This is a genomic window from Candidatus Poriferisocius sp. (genome assembly GCF_965219775.1).
Taxonomy (GTDB): domain Bacteria; phylum Actinomycetota; class Acidimicrobiia; order Acidimicrobiales; family Bin134; genus Poriferisocius.
In genome coordinates this window covers 1707550-1724443 of record NZ_OZ244793.1, presented here as the reverse complement: position 1 = coordinate 1724443, position 16894 = coordinate 1707550, and the positions used below count along the sequence as shown (strand labels likewise).

The 16894-nt window shown below is 69.2% G+C and carries 16 protein-coding genes; 9 read left to right on the top strand and 7 right to left on the bottom strand.

Annotation, left to right across the window (positions count from 1 at the left end; translation table 11 throughout):
- Window positions 1–8: 8 nt before the first annotated feature.
- The 3 genes from ACOQPQ_RS07685 to ACOQPQ_RS07675 are packed head-to-tail and all read left to right on the top strand — an operon-like array spanning window position 9 to window position 3138.
- Complete coding sequence (locus tag ACOQPQ_RS07685; protein WP_420638855.1) at window positions 9–440, top strand: Zn-ribbon domain-containing OB-fold protein; 432 nt, start codon at window positions 9–11, stop codon at window positions 438–440.
- Entirely contained in the window at window positions 437–1963 is a 1527-nt protein-coding gene (locus ACOQPQ_RS07680; protein WP_420638854.1) for a class I adenylate-forming enzyme family protein, read from the top strand. Before ACOQPQ_RS07685 ends, ACOQPQ_RS07680 begins: the two co-directional genes overlap by 4 nt.
- Window positions 1960–3138, top strand: coding sequence for a thiolase family protein (locus ACOQPQ_RS07675; protein WP_420638853.1), 1179 nt, complete (start codon window positions 1960–1962; stop codon window positions 3136–3138). The genes ACOQPQ_RS07680 and ACOQPQ_RS07675 overlap by 4 nt, the downstream gene beginning before the upstream one ends.
- Before the next feature lie 12 nt (window positions 3139–3150).
- On the opposite strand, the gene ACOQPQ_RS07670 is transcribed toward ACOQPQ_RS07675, so the two are convergent.
- Window positions 3151–4170, bottom strand: coding sequence for a phosphotransferase (locus ACOQPQ_RS07670; protein WP_420638852.1), 1020 nt, complete (start codon window positions 4168–4170; stop codon window positions 3151–3153).
- 87 nt (window positions 4171–4257) lie between these two features.
- Between ACOQPQ_RS07670 and ACOQPQ_RS07665 the strand changes: the two genes are divergently transcribed.
- Both ACOQPQ_RS07665 and ACOQPQ_RS07660 read left to right on the top strand, forming a co-directional pair.
- Window positions 4258–5436 (top strand): MFS transporter, encoded by a 1179-nt coding sequence (locus tag ACOQPQ_RS07665; protein WP_420638851.1) that lies wholly within the window; start codon window positions 4258–4260, stop codon window positions 5434–5436.
- A gap of 57 nt (window positions 5437–5493) precedes the next feature.
- Complete coding sequence (locus tag ACOQPQ_RS07660; protein ID WP_420638850.1) at window positions 5494–7362, top strand: FAD-dependent oxidoreductase; 1869 nt, start codon at window positions 5494–5496, stop codon at window positions 7360–7362.
- Window positions 7363–7393: 31 nt separating this feature from the next.
- Here ACOQPQ_RS07660 and ACOQPQ_RS07655 read toward each other — a convergent pair whose 3' ends face one another.
- Both ACOQPQ_RS07655 and ACOQPQ_RS07650 read right to left on the bottom strand, forming a co-directional pair.
- On the bottom strand, window positions 7394–8578 hold the full coding sequence (locus ACOQPQ_RS07655; RefSeq protein ID WP_420638849.1) for an alpha-hydroxy acid oxidase: 1185 nt from the start codon (window positions 8576–8578) through the stop codon (window positions 7394–7396).
- A 30-nt stretch (window positions 8579–8608) separates the two neighbouring features.
- Entirely contained in the window at window positions 8609–9571 is a 963-nt protein-coding gene (locus tag ACOQPQ_RS07650) for a ketopantoate reductase family protein (RefSeq protein WP_420638848.1), read from the bottom strand.
- Window positions 9572–9704: 133 nt separating this feature from the next.
- Between ACOQPQ_RS07650 and ACOQPQ_RS07645 the strand changes: the two genes are divergently transcribed.
- Window positions 9705–10391, top strand: coding sequence for a class II aldolase/adducin family protein (locus ACOQPQ_RS07645; RefSeq protein WP_420638847.1), 687 nt, complete (start codon window positions 9705–9707; stop codon window positions 10389–10391).
- Here ACOQPQ_RS07645 and ACOQPQ_RS07640 read toward each other — a convergent pair.
- A complete protein-coding gene (locus tag ACOQPQ_RS07640) occupies window positions 10388–11248 on the bottom strand; it encodes a polysaccharide deacetylase family protein (protein WP_420638846.1) in 861 nt (286 codons plus the stop codon). The genes ACOQPQ_RS07645 and ACOQPQ_RS07640 overlap by 4 nt on opposite strands.
- Window positions 11249–11290: 42 nt before the next feature.
- On the opposite strand from ACOQPQ_RS07640, the gene ACOQPQ_RS07635 reads away from it, so the two are divergent.
- The 3 genes from ACOQPQ_RS07635 to ACOQPQ_RS07625 are packed head-to-tail and all read left to right on the top strand — an operon-like array spanning window position 11291 to window position 13753.
- Window positions 11291–12172, top strand: coding sequence for a phytanoyl-CoA dioxygenase family protein (locus ACOQPQ_RS07635; RefSeq protein WP_420638845.1), 882 nt, complete (start codon window positions 11291–11293; stop codon window positions 12170–12172).
- 17 nt (window positions 12173–12189) lie between these two features.
- Window positions 12190–12657, top strand: a complete 468-nt coding sequence (locus tag ACOQPQ_RS07630) for a VOC family protein (RefSeq protein WP_420638844.1) — start codon at window positions 12190–12192, stop codon at window positions 12655–12657.
- A gap of 43 nt (window positions 12658–12700) precedes the next feature.
- Complete coding sequence (locus tag ACOQPQ_RS07625; RefSeq protein ID WP_420638843.1) at window positions 12701–13753, top strand: isopenicillin N synthase family dioxygenase; 1053 nt, start codon at window positions 12701–12703, stop codon at window positions 13751–13753.
- A gap of 40 nt (window positions 13754–13793) precedes the next feature.
- On the opposite strand, the gene ACOQPQ_RS07620 is transcribed toward ACOQPQ_RS07625, so the two are convergent.
- From ACOQPQ_RS07620 to ACOQPQ_RS07610, 3 genes are all read right to left on the bottom strand, one after another.
- Complete coding sequence (locus tag ACOQPQ_RS07620; RefSeq protein ID WP_420638842.1) at window positions 13794–15071, bottom strand: DUF222 domain-containing protein; 1278 nt, start codon at window positions 15069–15071, stop codon at window positions 13794–13796.
- Between the two features lie 176 nt (window positions 15072–15247).
- Window positions 15248–15649, bottom strand: a complete 402-nt coding sequence (locus tag ACOQPQ_RS07615) for a PH domain-containing protein (protein ID WP_420638841.1) — start codon at window positions 15647–15649, stop codon at window positions 15248–15250.
- An 18-nt stretch (window positions 15650–15667) separates the two neighbouring features.
- Window positions 15668–16858, bottom strand: coding sequence for a cytochrome P450 (locus tag ACOQPQ_RS07610; RefSeq protein ID WP_420638840.1), 1191 nt, complete (start codon window positions 16856–16858; stop codon window positions 15668–15670).
- Window positions 16859–16894: the final 36 nt, after the last annotated feature.

Below are 16894 nucleotides of genomic sequence, written 5' to 3'. Positions count from 1 at the left end.
GCGACAACATGACGGGTGACGAGCGCACCGAACGGCCACTCACCGGGCCGTTCTGGGCGGCGGTGAACCGCCACGAGCTGGTGCGCCCGGTGTGCGGTGCCTGCGGGGTCAGCTTCTTCGTCCCCCAGTTCGCCTGTCCCCGGTGCCAGAGCACCCGCTGGACTTTTGAGCCCAGCAGCGGGAGGGGCCGCGTCCACAGCCACACCACCGTGTACCGGCCTCCCACCCCCGAATTTGTCGGCCCCTATGTGTTGGCCGACGTGGACGTGGAGGAGGGGTGGCACCTGCTCACCTGGATCGTGGACTGCGAGCCCGACGAGGTGTACATCGACATGGCGGTGGCCGTGCGGTTCGTCCCCGGCCCCGACGGTCGGGACCTCCCCGCTTTCGCCCCGGCGGCCCCGGAGTCCGGAATGCCCGCCGAAGGGACGGCTCGGTGAACGTCGGCTTGGCTTTCGCCCGCAATGCCGCCCGCCATCCCCACCACCCCGCGGTGTTCGGCGAGCGGGAACTGACCCACCGGGAGCTGGACGAGCGCACCAACCGTCTGGCCAACGCCCTGGTGGGGGCCCATCGACTGGCCAAGGGGGACCGGGTGGCGGTGTTGACCGCCAACCGGCCCGAGGTGGTGGAGGTGCTCGGGGCCATCACCAAGGCGGGGGGCTGCTACGTGGGGCTCAACTTCCGCCTCGGTCCGGTGGAGCTGGATCAGGTGTTCGACAACGCCGACCCGGTGCTGGCCGTCACCGACGCCGAGCACCGCGACCAGCTCGACCGGTTCGATCTCCCGGTGCTCGACATCGACCGCGACCTCGACGCCTTGGCCGAGGCCGCCTCGCCCGCGCCCCCCGACACGCTGCATCAGGTGCGCCCCGGCGACGACTTCTGCATCGTCTACACCAGCGGCACCACCGGGAGGCCCAAGGGGGTGCATTTCGACCACGCCCGGGTCCTGCAGCACGCCACCGTGGCCTGCCTGGAGTACGAGATCGACCGGCACAGTCGCTACCTCATCCAGATCCCCCACAACTCCAGCGTCAACATCACCATCGTCCCGTGCCTGCTCATCGGCGCCGCCCAGGGATTCGCCGACAGCCGCCACTTCGACGCGGTGGGATTTGCCCGCCTGGTGGAGGACCACGGGGTGAGCCACTCCTTTCTGGTGCCCACCCAGCTCATGCGGCTGCTCGACCGCCTGGATCGCTCCGACGACCACCGGCTGGGGTCGCTGCGCACGCTGGGCTACGGCTCCTCCCCCATATCGCCCGACCGGCTGGGCGAGCTGGTCGAGCGCTTCGGCCCGGTGTTCAATCAGCTCTACGGCATGGCCGAGATCGCCTCCATCGGCACCATCCTGCGCAAGGAAGACCACGTGCGGGGCCTGGAGCACCAACCGCGGCTGCTGTCGTCGTGCGGACAGCCCTCCTACGCGGTGGACGTGCGGGTGGTGGACCCCGAGGGCCGGGACGTGGAAGTGGGCGAGCGGGGCGAGGTGATCTTCGGCGGCCCCCACGTGATGATGGGCTACTTCCGGGATCCGGAGCGCACCGCCGAGGCTCTGCGGGACGGATGGATGCACAGCGGCGACGTGGCCGAGGTGGACGACGAGGGCTTCATCTACATCGTCGACCGGATGAAGAACCTCATCATCCGGGGCGGGCTGAACATCGCCCCCACCGAGATCGAGAACGTGCTCTACCGCCACCCCGCGGTGCTGGAGGCGTCGGTGATCGGGGTGCCCGACCCCGAGTGGGGCGAGGCCATCGTGGCCGTGGTGGCCCGCAAGCAGGGGGCCACCGCCGACAGCCAGGAGCTGCGCCAGTGGTGCCGTCACTCGGAGCTGTCGTCGATCAAGGTGCCCGAGCGGGTGGAGTTCGTGGACTCCCTCCCCAAGAACGCGGTGGGCAAGATCGCCAAGGAGGAGTTGCGGGCAGCCCACTGGGGCGAGGGTCGCCGGGTGTGAGCACCTCCGGGGGCCAGACCCATCCGCTGCACCGGGTGGCCATCGTCGGGGTGGCGACCACCGAGATGGCCCGCCGTCTCGACACCACCTCGGCGGAGATCTCGCTGCGGGCGGCGTTGACCGCCCTCGACGACGCCGGTTTGACCCCGGCCGACGTCGACGGGGTGGTGGCCCGCTGGCCCGGTCCGGGGGGCACGGTGTTCCAGCCCGGATCGGCCGACTGGGCCGAGGTGTTCGGCCAACCGTTGCGGTGGGTGTGCGACACCTACCCCCAAGGGGTGCCCGGGGCGCTGGACGCGGCCGCCGCGGTGGCCGCCGGGCTGTGCGAGGTGGCCCTGGTGTTCGGCGGCCAAGCCGGGGTGATGGGGGCTGCCGGGGTGGCCGACTACACCCGGCCCGACAACGAGTTCCTGGCCTGCTGGGGGTCGCTCACCGCCGCCCAGTTCGCCCTGGTGGCCCAGGTGTACCGGCACCGCTTCGGCCCCGACCCCGAGCAGGTGGCCGCGGTGGCCGCCACCATACGCAACGCGGGCCACCGGAACCCGGCTGCGGTGATGGCCGGCCGAGGGCCCTACACCGCCGCCGACGTGTTGGCCTCCCCCCTGGTGACCGAGCCCTTCCGATTGCTGGACTTGTGCTTGGCCACCGAAGGGGCCGCGGCCATGGTGATCACCTCCATCGAGCGGGCCCGGGATCTCCCCCGGCCGCCGGTGACCATTCTGGGCGGGGGTGCGGAGTGGCACCGCCAGCAGTACGTGAACCCGCCCCGCTACGAGGAGGTGTGGCCGCTGGGAGCCGACGCCGCCCGCCGGGCCTTCGGGTTGGCCGGGCTGACCCCCGCCGACGTGGACGTGTTCGGGCTGTACGACATCAACACCTACGAGGTGATCCGCCAGTTCGAGATGCTGGGCCTGTGCGGCGAAGGTGAAGGCGCGGCCTACCTGGCCGAAGTGGGCATCGGCCTCGGTGGCGGTCATCCCACCAATACCGACGGCGGGCTGCTGAGTTACGCCCACATCGGCTGGGGCGGCCCCACCCTGAAGGTGGTCGAAGCGGTCCGGCAGCTTCGGGGCACCGCCGGGGGCGGTCAGGTGCCCGGTGCCGAGGTCGCCCTGGTCACCGGGGCCGGCTCCGGCGCCCAGTACCACAACGTGATGATCCTCGGACGGGGGTGATCGGTCGGGAGGTCAGCGCCGGGCCCAGTCCAGTTCGGTTCGCATGGCCTGTTCGCCCCGGCGGCCGATGGTGAGCAGGCGGGGGTCGTCGGAGCGACCGTCGAGCCAGGCCCGCAGGGCCCGCATCGATGCGGTGAACGAACGGACCCGCTCGAAGCGGGCGGCGTAGGCCAACCGCTCCTCGTCCAGCGGCCGGCCGTAGTCGGCGTCGTCGTCCTCCACGGCGCACCAGCCGGAAAAGCGGCGGGTGAAGGCCACATCGCACATGGGGTCACCCGCCCAGGCCCGCTCCCAGTCCAAGACGCCGCCCAGTCGGCCCGGTCCGTCCCAGCTCAGATTGGCGAACCGGAAGTCACCGTGGCACCACACCGCCGGTTCCTTGACGTCGGGGCGATGCGCCCGCAGCCAGCTCAACGCGGCCTCGAACTCCCGGTGACGGTCGGGGGCCGCCCGCCGGTAGGCCGCCTCGGTACGGTCCAACTCGGCGTCGTAGGCCTCGGCCACCGTGACCGGTGCGGTGAGCTCGTGCAACCTCCCCAGAGCCCGGGCCGCGGCCGCGACGTATCGCGGGCGGGTTCCGGTGGCGATCCCCTCCTTCGGCGCGGGATTGCCTTCCTCGTCGGGGCCCTCGGCATCTTGTGCCGGTTGCTCGGCCACCTCGTCGAGTCGCAGCACCCGACCGGGCACTCGGGTGTGGACGCCGAAGGGCCGTCCGATGGGATTGGCCGACTCGGGCTGCACGGCCAGCACCCGGGGAGCGGGCACCACCCCATCGACCCGGCGCAGATTGGCGGCCTCAACGGTGGGGTCGTAGGGATCGAGCGGTCCGCCCCGAGGGGCCACCCGCACGATCACCTCGGTGGTGCCGTCGTCGTCGGCCGACTCGAAGGCCACCATCAACGTCACCCACGAGAACCCCCGATCCAGCCGCTCCACCCGAGCCACCACAGCCCCATCCGCCACCACACCGTCCATTTCGCCACCCAGGACCTCGGCCACCGCCCGGCCCACCGCGTCCGGCGACAAATCCACCCCCCGAGCGTACCGGCCCACCCCGAAATGACCGGGCCGGAACCGCCGAACGGTAACGTCGCTCGCAGTGTCAGGTGAGGGAGCCGGATGAGGGGAGCTGCGGGCGCGGGTCGGGGCCCGGCGGTGGTGGCGGCCAGCATGATGGTGGTGGGCGTGGGGTCGAGTCTGGGCTTCTTCCCCGGCTACTTCGCAGCGGCGGTGCGCGACGATCTGGGAATCTCCCGGGCCCAGGTGGGACTGCTGGTCAGCCTGCACTTCGGTTGCACCGGTCTGGGGTCGGTGATCGGCGCCCGGGTCACCGAGAAGGTCGGCACCCGGACCGCGGTGGTGGTCGACCAACTGATGGTGGCGACGGCGGCGTGGACCGCCGCGCTAATCGGCAACTACGCGGCCTTGCTCGGCGCAGCGGTGTTCGCCGGATTTGGCTACGCCCTGGCCAACGCGGCCACCAACGAAGCGGTGGCCGCCGCGGTGCCGGAGTCCCGGCGCACCTTGGCGTTGTCGGCCAAGACCTCGGGGGTGCCGTTGATGGCCACGGCGAGCGCCCTGCTGGTGCCGTGGGCCTCCGACCGCTGGAGTTGGAATCTCATCTTGATGGCGGCCGGGACGGTGGCCGCGGCGGGTGCTCTGGTGTCGGCGGCGGTGATTCCCGACATCCGTACCGTTCACCGGGGCCGTGGAGGCGGCGGGTCGCCCCTCCCCCGGGGGTTTTGGTGGTTCGCGGTGTCGGCCTTCTTTCTGATCGGCTCCGCCCAGCCCCTGTTTTCCTGGGCGGTGCCCTACCTGGACGAGGGGTTGGAAAGCTCCAAGGCAGTGGCCGGTGCCATCGCCGGGGCGGCCACCGGGCTGGGCGCCGTGTGCATGTCGCTGACCGCTCTGCGGGCCGACCACCTGGGCCGGGCCCGACGGGTGCCCCTCATCGTGGGGCTGTGCCTGGTGGTGGTGGCCGCCAACCTGGTGGTCATGGGCGGGCTGACCCTGGGCCTGATCGTGGCCACCATCGGGCTCCTGGCCGGTTTCATCGCCCAGTTGGCCGCCATCGGCATCATGCACGCCGCAGTGGTGGACCGGGCGCCCCATGCCGTGGCCCGAGCCACCGGCGTCACCATGACCGGCTACTACCTGGGCGCGCTGGCCACCCCGGTGAGTTTCGGTGCCCTGGTGGACTGGCTGGGCACCTACACCTGGGCCTGGTTGGTGATGGCGGTGGGCAGCGCAGCGGCCGCCGCCTGCTTTGCTCGCGCCAACCACGTCGGCGAGGGTTGACCCTCAAGCCATGCGAGGTCGACGTCCCTGGCGGCCACCGTTCGGCAGGCCACCGACATGACCTACGAACACGTCCTGGCGCCGATCGAGATCAATGGGCTGGTGGTCAAGAACCGGGTGGTGCGCACCGCCCACGGCACCAACATCGGCGGGGGGCGGATCACCGACGAGCTGATCGCCTACCACGAGGCCCGGGCCGCGGGTGGATGCGGGCTGACCATCTTGGAAGCGGCCTCGGTGCATCCCACCGACCTTGGAACGCTCCGGTTGCACGATCCGTCGGTGGTGGACGACTACCGACGGCTGATGAGCCGATTGGCCCCCTCCGGCATGGCGGTGTTCCAACAACTCGGCCACCTGGGCTACGAGGGGATCACCGCCGATGGCGGTCCCCCGTGGTCGGCCTCGGCGGTGGCCGGGCCCAGTGTTCGGGTGCCGGCCAAGGCCATGACCATCGACGACATTGCCGAGCTGACCGACGCGTTTGCCCAGGCGGCCCGGTGGTGTGCCGAGGGGGGCCTGCACGGGGTGGAGATCCACATCGCCCACGGATACCTGTTGCAGCAGTTCATGTCGCCCGCCACCAACCAGCGCACCGACCACTACGGCGGTTCCTGGGAGAACCGTATTCGGCTGGCCTGCGAGGTGGTGGGCGCGGTGCGCGCCGCGGTCGGCCGGGGGATGGTTGTGGGGGTGCGGATCGGGTCTGAGGCCGTAGGTGAAGCCGGCGTGACCGAGCACGACTGCGCCGAGTTGGTGCGGACCCTGGCCGAGGACGGCCTGATCGACTACGTGAACCTCACCTACGGGAGCTGCCTGCGCCCCCACAAGATCATCGGCGGCATGCACGAGCCTCCCGGCTACGAGTTGGAGGCCGCCGCGCCGGTGGTGGCGGCCACCGGGCTGCCCGCCATCGTCACCGGTCGGTTCCGCACCCTGGCCGAGGCCGACGAACTGATCGCCGCCGGGGCGGCCGATCTGGTGGGGCTCACCCGAGCCCACATCGCCGACCCTGACCTGGTGGCCAAGAGCGTCGCCGGCCGTGAAGGCGAAGTGCGCCCCTGCATCGCCGGTAACGACGGCTGCGTCGGCGGCCTCAACCGGGGCCGGTTGTCGTGCGCGGTGAACCCGCTGGTGGGACGGGAAGCGGAGAATGCCGGAGGGCCGCCACGGGTGGGGGACGCGAGCGCCGATCACAACAATCGCCATCCCGAAGGAGCCCGTCGGCGGGTGGTGGTGGTCGGAGGCGGCCCCGGCGGCATGGAAGCGGCCCGCCTCGCTGCGTCGGCGGGCCATGAGGTGGTGGTGTTCGAGGCCCGTGATCGCCTCGGTGGGGCCGTTCGCCAGGCTCAGCAGTTGCCTACCCGAGGCCTCTTGGGCGACATCTGCGACTGGCAGGAGCGCGAGCTGAAACGCCTCGGTGTCGACGTGCGTCTGGGCCAAACCGCCGATGTCGGGGCGGTACGGTCGGCCCGCCCCGACACCGTGGTGGTGGCCACCGGGGCCACTGGGGCCGAGCTACCCGATCTCGACGGGGTCACCTCCGGGACCACCGCCGTGGTCCACGACCGATTCGGCGGCTACGAAGCATTGGGGTTGGCCGAGTGGCTGGCGGTCCGGGGTGTGGCGGTGACGGTCACCGCTCCAGGGCGCCGGGTGGCGGCCAACGCCCTGCTCGACCTGGTGGTCCAACCGGCCCTGGAGCGTCTTCAGGCCCTGAACGTGAGCGTGCGCACCAACGTGGACGAGCCGCCGGATGCCGATGTGCTGGTCATCGTGGACAAACAGACCCACGACCCCCTGTCGGCCGACCTGCGGGCCGCCGGCTTCGACGTGCAGCTCATCGGCGACGCAAGCCAACCCGGCACCATCCTCACCGCCATCGCCGACGCCCACAACCTACGCCTCCCCACTCCCGCCCGCTGATGCCACCCGCTGAGCCCGGCGGGGGGCAGCGTCAGGTGAGGATGGTGGGGTCGATGTCGTCGAAGCGGCGGCGGCCGATGAGGGCCAGGGTGCGGTCGATGTCGGCTCGGAAGATGTCGAGCATTCGGGCAACGCCGGGTTCGCCGGCTACGGCCAATGGCCAGAACCAGCTCCGCCCGCCCATGGCCGCTCGTGCGCCCAGGGCCCGGGCCTTCACCACGTCGGACCCCCGTTGGCATCCACCGTCCACCAAGACCTCCACACGATCTCCCACCGCTTCGGCGATGCGGGGAAGCACCGAGAAGGCGCCCGGCACCGAGTCGAGCTGGCGGCCACCGTGGTTGGACACGATCACCCCGTCCGCTCCCCATTTGGCGGCCGCCTCCGCGTCGGCCACGGTGATCACCCCCTTCACCAGCAAGGGCCCCTCCCACTCCCGACGGAGCCAGGCCACGTCTTGCCACGTGCGGGCCGGATCGGCCAGCTCCCGGTCCACGTAGGCGCCGATAGCGCTGGCGTCGTCGCCGATGCCCAGCTCCACCAGGCTGCCGAAGGTGATGTCGGGTCCGGTAACCATGTGGTGCAGCCAACCGGGCCGCCGGGCGGTGTCCAGGGCGCGGTTCCAGCGAATGCGGGGAGGAAGCGACATTCCGTTGCGCAGGTCGCGCTCCCTCTTGCCCACCACCGGCACGTCCACGGTCAGCACCAGGGCCTCGTAACCGGCGTCACGGGCCCGGTTCACCAGCGACCGCACTACCTCGGGGCTCTTCCACAGGTAGAGCTGGAACCACCGGCGGCCGTCGGGGGCGGCCTCGGCGATGTCCTCCAGCGAATAGCCCGAGCCGGTGCTCACCGCGAACACGGTGCCCGCGGCGGCGGCCGCCCGGGCCGCGGCCAGCTCCCCTTCACGATGGACCAGCGTGGCCAGCCCCGCCGGGGCCAACAGGTACGGCATCGACACCGGGGCGCCGAGCACGGTGGTGGACACCTCCCGGTCGGCCACGTCCACCAAGTAGCTCGGGGCGAGTTCCACCGCGTCGATCGACGACCGGTTGGCCGCCACCGTCACCTCGCCCTCCGCTCCACCCTCCACGAAGTCGAACACCATGGTGGGCAACCGCCGCCGGGCCGCCTGCCGGAAGTCCTCATAGGTGTGCCACCGGGCCGCCCCCTTCGGGGTCCGGGCCAGCATCCTGGCCATGTCCCGTACCTTCATCGCCGTATCACCTCTGTCTCATCTCCTGCCTCATGCGGTTGGCCCAGGGCCGCCCGGCATGGCTGCGGTCAGCAACCGGGTGACGGTTCGCAGCACCGGAACGGCCAGCCCGTGGCCGTCGGCAATGGCCACCAGGTCGCCGAACACCGCCTGCAGCTCGAACGGACGGTTCCGGTCGATGCTCTGCAGGATCGACACCCGCACGTCGGTCTCGCCCGCAGCCTCCATGCGCTCGCCCACCGCCCGGAGCCGCCGGTGGGCCGACGCCCGGTCCTCGGCCACCAGCGATCGAATCTGGAAGGGGCCGTGCCCGTCGATCAGGGCCACCCCCTCGGCCGAGGCAATGGCCGCCCCCTCACGGGCCAGGTCGTAGAACACGTCCCGGGCCTCGGGGATCAGAAACACCCGGTGGTACACCAGCCGGGTGAGGCCCACCACCCCCATGGCCGCCGCGGCCAGCACCGCTTTGGACCACAGCGCCGGGGCGATGTCGTCGTGGACTTCGACGGGATGCCCCGGCAGGATCCGGGCGATGGACTCGGCCGTGCCCGGTGCGGTGGTGGCCAGATCGCCCAGCAGGGTGGGGCCGTCGAAGGAATGGTGGGCGTGGCCGGGTGAGCCCAGCGTGCCGCCCACCAGCGACACGCAGCCCACCGCTGCCGAGCCGAACCGGGCCACCAGCGGCTCGGCCTGGCGCACCCCGTTTTGCACCGAGAAGGCGGCGTCGGGCGAACCCTGGTAGTCGGCCAGCAGCCCGTCCACGTCGAAGGCCTTGGCCGCCACCAGCACGATGTCGCCGTCGCCCGCCTGCCGGGGATCAACCACCGCCCGCACCGCCATCGGGGGTCGGTCGTCGATCCGCAACCCACCCCGATTCACGGCCTCGGCGTGAGCCGGGCGGGCCACCAGCGTCACCTCGGCGCCCGCCTCGGCGAACCACGCCCCGTACACCGACCCCAGGGCCCCGGCCCCCAACACCACGACGCTGGTCACCGGTCAGCCCCCCGATGGACCCGTTCGCCAACCGCAGGCCCGCCCCCGAATCGCGCGGGTCGGCAACCCATATGCCCGGCCACCCGTGCCGTCCACCGGCCAACAGTCCTCATCGGTGACGTACTCTAGAGCCATGGCAGTGGCAGAGATCGTTCAAGACATCGTGTTGGCCAGTCGGGCCTTGGCCGCCCGGGGGTGCGACACCGGCATCGGCGGCCACGTGAGCGTGCGCGCCCAGGGTGAGGACGCCTTTTGGATCAACGCCTTCGACCGCACGCTGGGCGAGATCACCGTCGACGACGTGATGAAACTCGACTACCACGGGAACCTGCTGGAGGGCAGTCGAGAGGTGAGCCTGGGCTTCGAGTTCCACGCCGGGGTGTACCAGCACCGGGCCGACGTGAACGCCATCGTCCACAGCCACGGTCGGTGGATCACCGCGCTGGCCTCGCTGGCCCGCCCGCTGAAGATGCGCCACAACCTGTGCTGCATCTTCCACGACGACCAGGTGCTCAGCCCCGACGACCGGTTCGAGTCCATCGGTCCGGCCATCGAGACCAACCACACCGTGATCATCCCCTGGCACGGGGCCATCACCGTGGGGGCCACTCTGGCCCGAGCCGCCGCCCTGCACGCCACCCTGGAGGACCAGGCGCAGCTCGACGTGCTCCTCGAGCCCACCGACGCTCCCGAGATTCCCGAGCACCTGCGCCTCGGCCTGAAGAAGCTGGTGGACGACCAGGCCGGCTACCTGGAGCAGACGTGGACCCTCATGCGTCGCCAGGGTGAGTGCCACCTGGAGGACCACCCGAAGGGTTAGCCGAGGGCCAGTTCCCCCATGCCGGCGAGTCGGTAGGGCTTGGCCGCCAGCCACTCCCGCCACGAGTCGGTGCCGAAGATCCGGTACTCGTCGGTGCGAACGTGGTGGAACTCGGGCTCGATGGCCTCCACCTCGGCCCCGCCCGGCGCACACGGATGGAAGGCGCAGTAGACCAGGCCCTCGTCGAGGTCGCTCAGCATGGACGGGTAGTCCGGGGGCGTGTGGCGGGGTCGGCCGAAGTCGGTCTCCAGCACTCGGTCGAACACGGGCATGCCCGCGGCCGCCGCCGTCCGAGCCGCCGCACCGATGGCCTCGTCGGCCCCAGGGCGCTCCTCCTCGCCTGCGGTGAGGTGCCCGTTGGGGCCATAGGCGGCCAGCGTCGAGGTGATCAGCACCGGCACGCCGTAGTCGATGCCCACCGCCACGTAGCGGTGGCACCACTCCGGGGCCAGCGCCGAGCCCATGTGGGCGTCCAAATGGGTGACGTTGATGCCCATGGCCAGCGCCCGGTCGATCTGGGCCCGCCACTCCTGCTCCACCGCCTCGGGGTGGGCCCGGCGGCGCACCGAGGTCACGTCGGGCCACAGGAAGCCGTGATCGTCGAGCAGCCCCGACGTGGGGCCGACTCGGCTCAACGGGCCCCACCGGTAGTGGGCGTGCTCGGAAGTGAGGGTGAGATGCACCCCGCAGTCGAGGGTGTTGTCGGAGGCGGCCGCCTCGGCGATCTCGCTGAACCAGGGGCACGGCACCATGACCGACCCCGAGGTGATGGTGCCCACGTGCGACAGCTCCACGAAGGCTCGATTGGCCCCGTGGCACATCCCCACGTCGTCGGCGTGGATCACCAACGTGGTCATCACCGGAACCCTACTTCTTCCACCCACCACTACCATCGAGCCGTGGCTCTGACGCATCTGCCGCCCACCACCGACCCGGCCGAGGTCAGCGAGCACCTGAGCCGCCACGGCTACGCCATCGTCGACGATGTGGCCGACGGCCCTACCATGGACCGATTGGACGCCGAGGCCGTGCCCTTCATCGCTGCATCGGCTCCCGGGCGCGACGACTACGACGGCACGTTCACTCGCCGAACCGGGGCGCTGATCGCCCGTTGTCCCACCGCTCGGCGACTGGTCATGGATCCCCTGGTGGTCGGGGTGGTGAGCCACTTCCTGGGCCACGCCACCGCGGTGCAACTGCACCTCACCCAGATCATCTCGGTGGAACCGGGGGAGACCGACCAGAAGCTGCACCGCGACGAGATGGCCTTCGATTTCTTCCCTTTCGGCCCCGACTACCACGTGCAGTGCAACACCATGTGGGCCCTCAGCGACTTCACCGCCGACAACGGGGCCACCCGCATCCTGCCCGGTACCTCCACCATGAGCGACGCCGAGGCCCAGCGTGTGCCCGCCGCCCAGGCCGAAATGCGCCGGGGCAGCGTGCTGTTCTACGACGGCAAAGTGCTCCACGGGGCCGGGGCCAACACCAGTATCGGGGTGCGTCGGGGGGTCAACATCACCTATGCGGTGGGCTGGGTCCGCCAGGAGGAGAACCAGTATCTGGCCTGCCCGCCCGACATCGCCCGCACCCTCGACGACGACCTGCTGCGGATGATGGGCTACACCCAAGGGGCCTTCGCCCTCGGCTACGTCGGCGACCAAACCGATCCCCTGGCTGCCCTGCGCGGCGAAACCGCCAAGGCCAAGACCATCACCGCCGTCGGCGAACACAACGAACAGGCCCGCCGGTTCGCCACCGACGTGACCGAAAATCGCTAGCGGGCTACGGTGCCGCCATGGCGTTGCTCACCGACCCGTTCCATGCAGGCATCATCGTGGCCGACGTCGAGGAGGCCATGGCCCAGCTCTCGGCATCCGACGGGCTGAGTTGGCATTCCGTGCAGGGCTTCGACCTGAATCTGTTGGTGGACGGCGAGGTGGTCACCACCAGCGTGCGCTTCACCTACTCGGTGGAGGGACCCCTCCAGATCGAGTTGGCCCAAGGCCCGCAGGGTTCGTTCTGGGATGCCAATCAGTACGGCGGGTTGAACCATTTGGGCTATTGGACCGAGGACCTCCACGGTGACATTCGGGCGCTACAGGCCGGGGGGTGCGAGGTGATCTACGGAGGGGCGAGCGATGATGGCGGCCTCGAAGGGTTTGCCTTCCTGGCCCCTCCGACCACCGGCCAGCGGATCGAGTTGATCGACGTGGCCATGCGGCCCGCCTTCGACCGGTGGTTCGCCGGCGGCGACTTCGCCTGATCGGCTTCCGGGGAATTCCGCTATGGTCGCTACGCTTGATCGGGTGAGCACGCCCGTCCCCTTCGATCAGATTCCGGTGGTGGATCTCGGTCCCCTGTCGGGTACGCAACCGCAGCGGGAGGAACTGGCCGAGGAGTTGTGCCGCATCTGCCACGAGGTCGGGTTCTTCCTGGTGGTCAACCACGGGGTGGACGATGGATTGCACGACGGCATCTTCGAGATGATGCACCGGTTCTTCGCCCTGCCCCGAAAGCAGAAGATGCTGATCGACAAGCGGGTGTCCCGCCATTTCCGGGGGTGGGAGCCGATCGGGGCCGAATACACCAACAACCGCCCCGACATTCGGGAGCAGATCGACTGGTGGACCGAGTGGCCCGCCCATCCCACCGACGTGGAGCCCTACTACCTGCGCCTGCTCGGCCCCAATCAGTGGCTGCCCGACGGGGTGCTGCCAGGGCACCGGGAGCTGGCCCAGCAGTGGTTCGACGAGTTGGGGGGCTTGGCCAACCGCCTGATGGGGGCCATTTCGCTGGGACTCGGATTGGCCGAAGACCACCTGGAGCGGCTCTTCGGGTCCCAGACCATGTCGTTGGCCAAGTTCATCCATTATCCCCCCACTCCCGAGGGGGAGGCCGGGGTCAACGCCCACCACGACACCGGGTTCCTCACCGTTTTGGATCCCGGTCCCACCGCCGGGCTGCAGGTGCAGAACCAGGCGGGTCAGTGGATCGACGTGCCCTCGGTGGAGGATTCGTTCGTGATCAACCTGGGGGAGACCCTGCAGGCCATGACCGGCAACTACCTGGTGGCCACCGCCCACCGGGTGATCACCACCGAGGAGCGCTACTCCGCGGGCTACTTCCACGGCCCTTCCCTCGACGTGTGCCTGGCCCCGCTTGAATTGTCCCCCCGCTTTGCCGAGGCAGTGGCCGCCAGCCCCCATCACACCGGCGCCGGGTTCATGGCCAGCATCGCCGAGACCGAGGCGGGCGTGGCCGACATGTCCAGCTCGCACCGCCCGGCCACCTACGGCGAGCAGCTCTGGAACTACTTCTCCCGCAGCTACCCCGAAAACGTCGCCCTCCACTACGGCTGAGGTCACCGGGGCCAGCCGCCAGGTTCAGTGCTTTCAGGGGTCAGGTTGGGGCCGCAGGCTGACCGGGGGCGGAAGTCTCGACCGGGTGCTGTCGCTGAGATGAACTGGTGTGGTCGGGGGATCTGGGTCGGTGGCGGTGGCTGTGCCACTTGGGGTAGCCGTGGTGGTGGTCGTTGCGGTGGGTTTTGCGGTGGCAGGTGGGGCAGAGCAGGACGAGGTTGTCGATGTTGGTGGGTCCGCCGTGTTCCCAGGGGAGGATGTGGTGGATGTCGCAGGCTTGGGCGGCGAGGCCGCAGTCGACGCAGGCCTGGTCCCTGGCGAACAACGCCATCCGTTGGGCTTGGTTGGGGGCTCGTTGGGTGCGCCCGAGGTAGAGGGGTTGGCCGTCGGTGCCGAATATGGTGGGGATGATGTCGGCGTCGCAGGCGAGGCGGCGGAGTTCTTCGATGTCGATGGGGGTGCCGTCGATGAGTTCGGCGTCTTGGAGCACCCCGTAGATGGGATCCCATTCGGCGGTGACCACCAACGTCGTCTTCTGGGGGTTTGGTTCGCACTCGGCCCCACCCTCACTCTCAGCCGGGCGTCCGGGTTGTTGGGTGATGAGGGCGACGAGGGCATCCGCGTTGCGTTGCTCGAACGACCGTTCCTGACCGACGGTGGAGTCGTGGTGGAGCAGCCGGGTGTTCATGGCTGACAGGGCGGTTTTGACGCGTTGGCCTGCGATGGTGTCGAGTTCGGCGTGGAGGATGACCATGTCGTTGTCCCCGTCGAACACTTTGGCGGTGCGTCGGGCGTGTTGGCGTTCGGTGCGGGTCATCCCATCGGCGGCCATGCGTTGGTTCTCCATGGTTGCCAACGACCGGCGGAACTGGTCGAACGACTGGGTCAGGGCCAGCTTGACCAGTTCGTACCCGTCCCCGTTGCGCAAGGGGGCGCGTTCGTGGGAGGCGGCGATCAACTCGGCATGGTCCATGGTGATGAACCCGTCACGGGCGGCATCGAGCACATCGGGCAGTGCCCGCAACCCCTTGGCCGTCTTCGCCTGACGCTTGGCCTTGCGGGAGGCCAAACCGAACTGTTGGCACACCGCTTCCACGGTGTCGTCGCCGGCGAGTTCACCCAACCGGACCAACAAGCCGGCCAGGTGCGCTTCGATCTGGCGGCGGACCGTGTCGGTTTCCAACACCCTCTTGATCACCCCAGAGGTGTCCAACTCCGAATAATCCTGCAACTCGAACTCGGCAACCATCGCCGCCACCGCATCCCGCACTTGGTCCGGTGTGTCAGAAGTTGTGCCGTTGGAAGAACCAATCTCCATGCACACAAGTATACCGGCATGGGTGACAACATCCCCCCTGATTTCCAAAGAGATTTCAAAAGTCAGAAGCGAAGGTGCCCTGCCATCAGCACAGGTAGTGCCTCACTTCTGAAGAACAGAAAGTCGGGCCAGCCAAACCAGTCACAGATGATGTAGGTGTCGAAGTCTTGGTTGGGCTATTGGTCGCCAACATGCTTGTTTCGAGCTGCTTGGATGGCTCTGGCCATGTTCTGGGCCTCTGTAGCGAGAGCTGTTACACATATGTCTGCTAGACCTGGCCCCACAAGCTCCAAGGTGCCGAGCCGTCGCTTGATTTCAAGGTCAACAGAAGAGATAGACTCCAGTGGTATTCCTTTCTGCTTCATTTTGCTTCTCGATACATTCAGAAGCAAGACTCTTCTATTCGTGCATATTGCAAGTCCAGGACTCTTGAGCACCATTCCACCCGTAGCACCCTCAATGTGCTCATCATCCTCCAAGATGTGAACGAGGGCCGCGATTTCCCGACGCACAGCCTTGAGCCGGGCAATTCCTAGGGCCTGCAGGCGTTGTGTGACCTCTTCAATCGTTGCTGTCATGAGGACTCTCCTGTCTGGTCAGCTCCAGGTGGTGTGGGTGGGGAGGGGGGCGTAGGCGAGGTTGGCGGGGAGTGGGGGGTAGTGGTGGTCGGCGACCGGGGAGAGGGCCGCCACCTTGTCGAGCAGGGTTTCGATGGCGGTGACACCTTCGAGGCGGGCCAGGCTGGCACCGGGGCACACGTGGGCTCCGGCGCCGAAAGCCACGTGGTTGAGGGGATCGGGGCGGTCCAGGCGGAAGCTCTCGGGGTCGTCGTAGTGGGCCTCGTCCCGGTTGGCCGACGCCAATCCCACCTCCACCCAGTCGCCCCGAGCCATCTCCACCCCGCCCAACGTGGTGTCGGCCAGGCACCGCCTTGCCACCCGGGGGGCAGGAGAATCATGGCGCAACGATTCCTCCACGAACACCGGGATCAACTCCCGATCGGCATCCAGCGTGGCCCACAGGTCGGGCTCGGCGATCAGGCGGTGTACGCAATGGGCCAACAGTCCCCGGGTGGTGTGTACGCCGCCCAGCACCATGGTCTGTAGCTGGTGGGCGATCACCGTGTCGCTCAGGGGTGCACCGTCGATCTCGGCACCCAAGAACACCTCGAAGGTGTGTGAGGAGGGCTCCTCGGCCGCCCGCTGCTGGGCCACCAGCTCGGTCAGATAGCCGGTGATGGGCGGACCGTCGGGGGCGTACCGGGGGCACACGGGCCGGAACATCACCGAACCGTCCAAAGACCACTCTTTCAATTTGTCGGCCCCGTCTTCGGGGAGCCCGATGATGTGGGCGATCACCTCGCAGGGGATGGGCACCGCGTAGTCGGCGTGCAGGTCGACGGTGTCCCGGCCCGCCAGTGAGTCCAAGAGCTCCTCGCAGGTCTGGCGCACGAAGGGCTGGATCCTGGCCGTACGGTGCGGTCCGAGGGCCGAGTTGTACAACCGGCGGATCTGCCCGTGGACCGGTTCGCCGATCTCGGGAAGGAACAACTGCTCGGTGGGCACCTCCTCCACGCCGCTCAGCCCCGTGCCCGGTGTCATGTCTGATCCGTAGGTGTCCACCGCGAACAGCAATTCGTCGGCCTCCTGGCGGCGGGTGAGGTAGTAGCCCAGTGGAGTCTTGGCCACCGGCCCCTGCCGACGCAGCTCGGCCAGCAGGTCAAAGGGCAACCCCCGCTCCAGGTACTCCGGATTGTGAGGATCAAACGCGGCCAACGCGTCGGTCATGGTTTCGCCCTCCGGTTCACCGCACGGCGCCGGGTG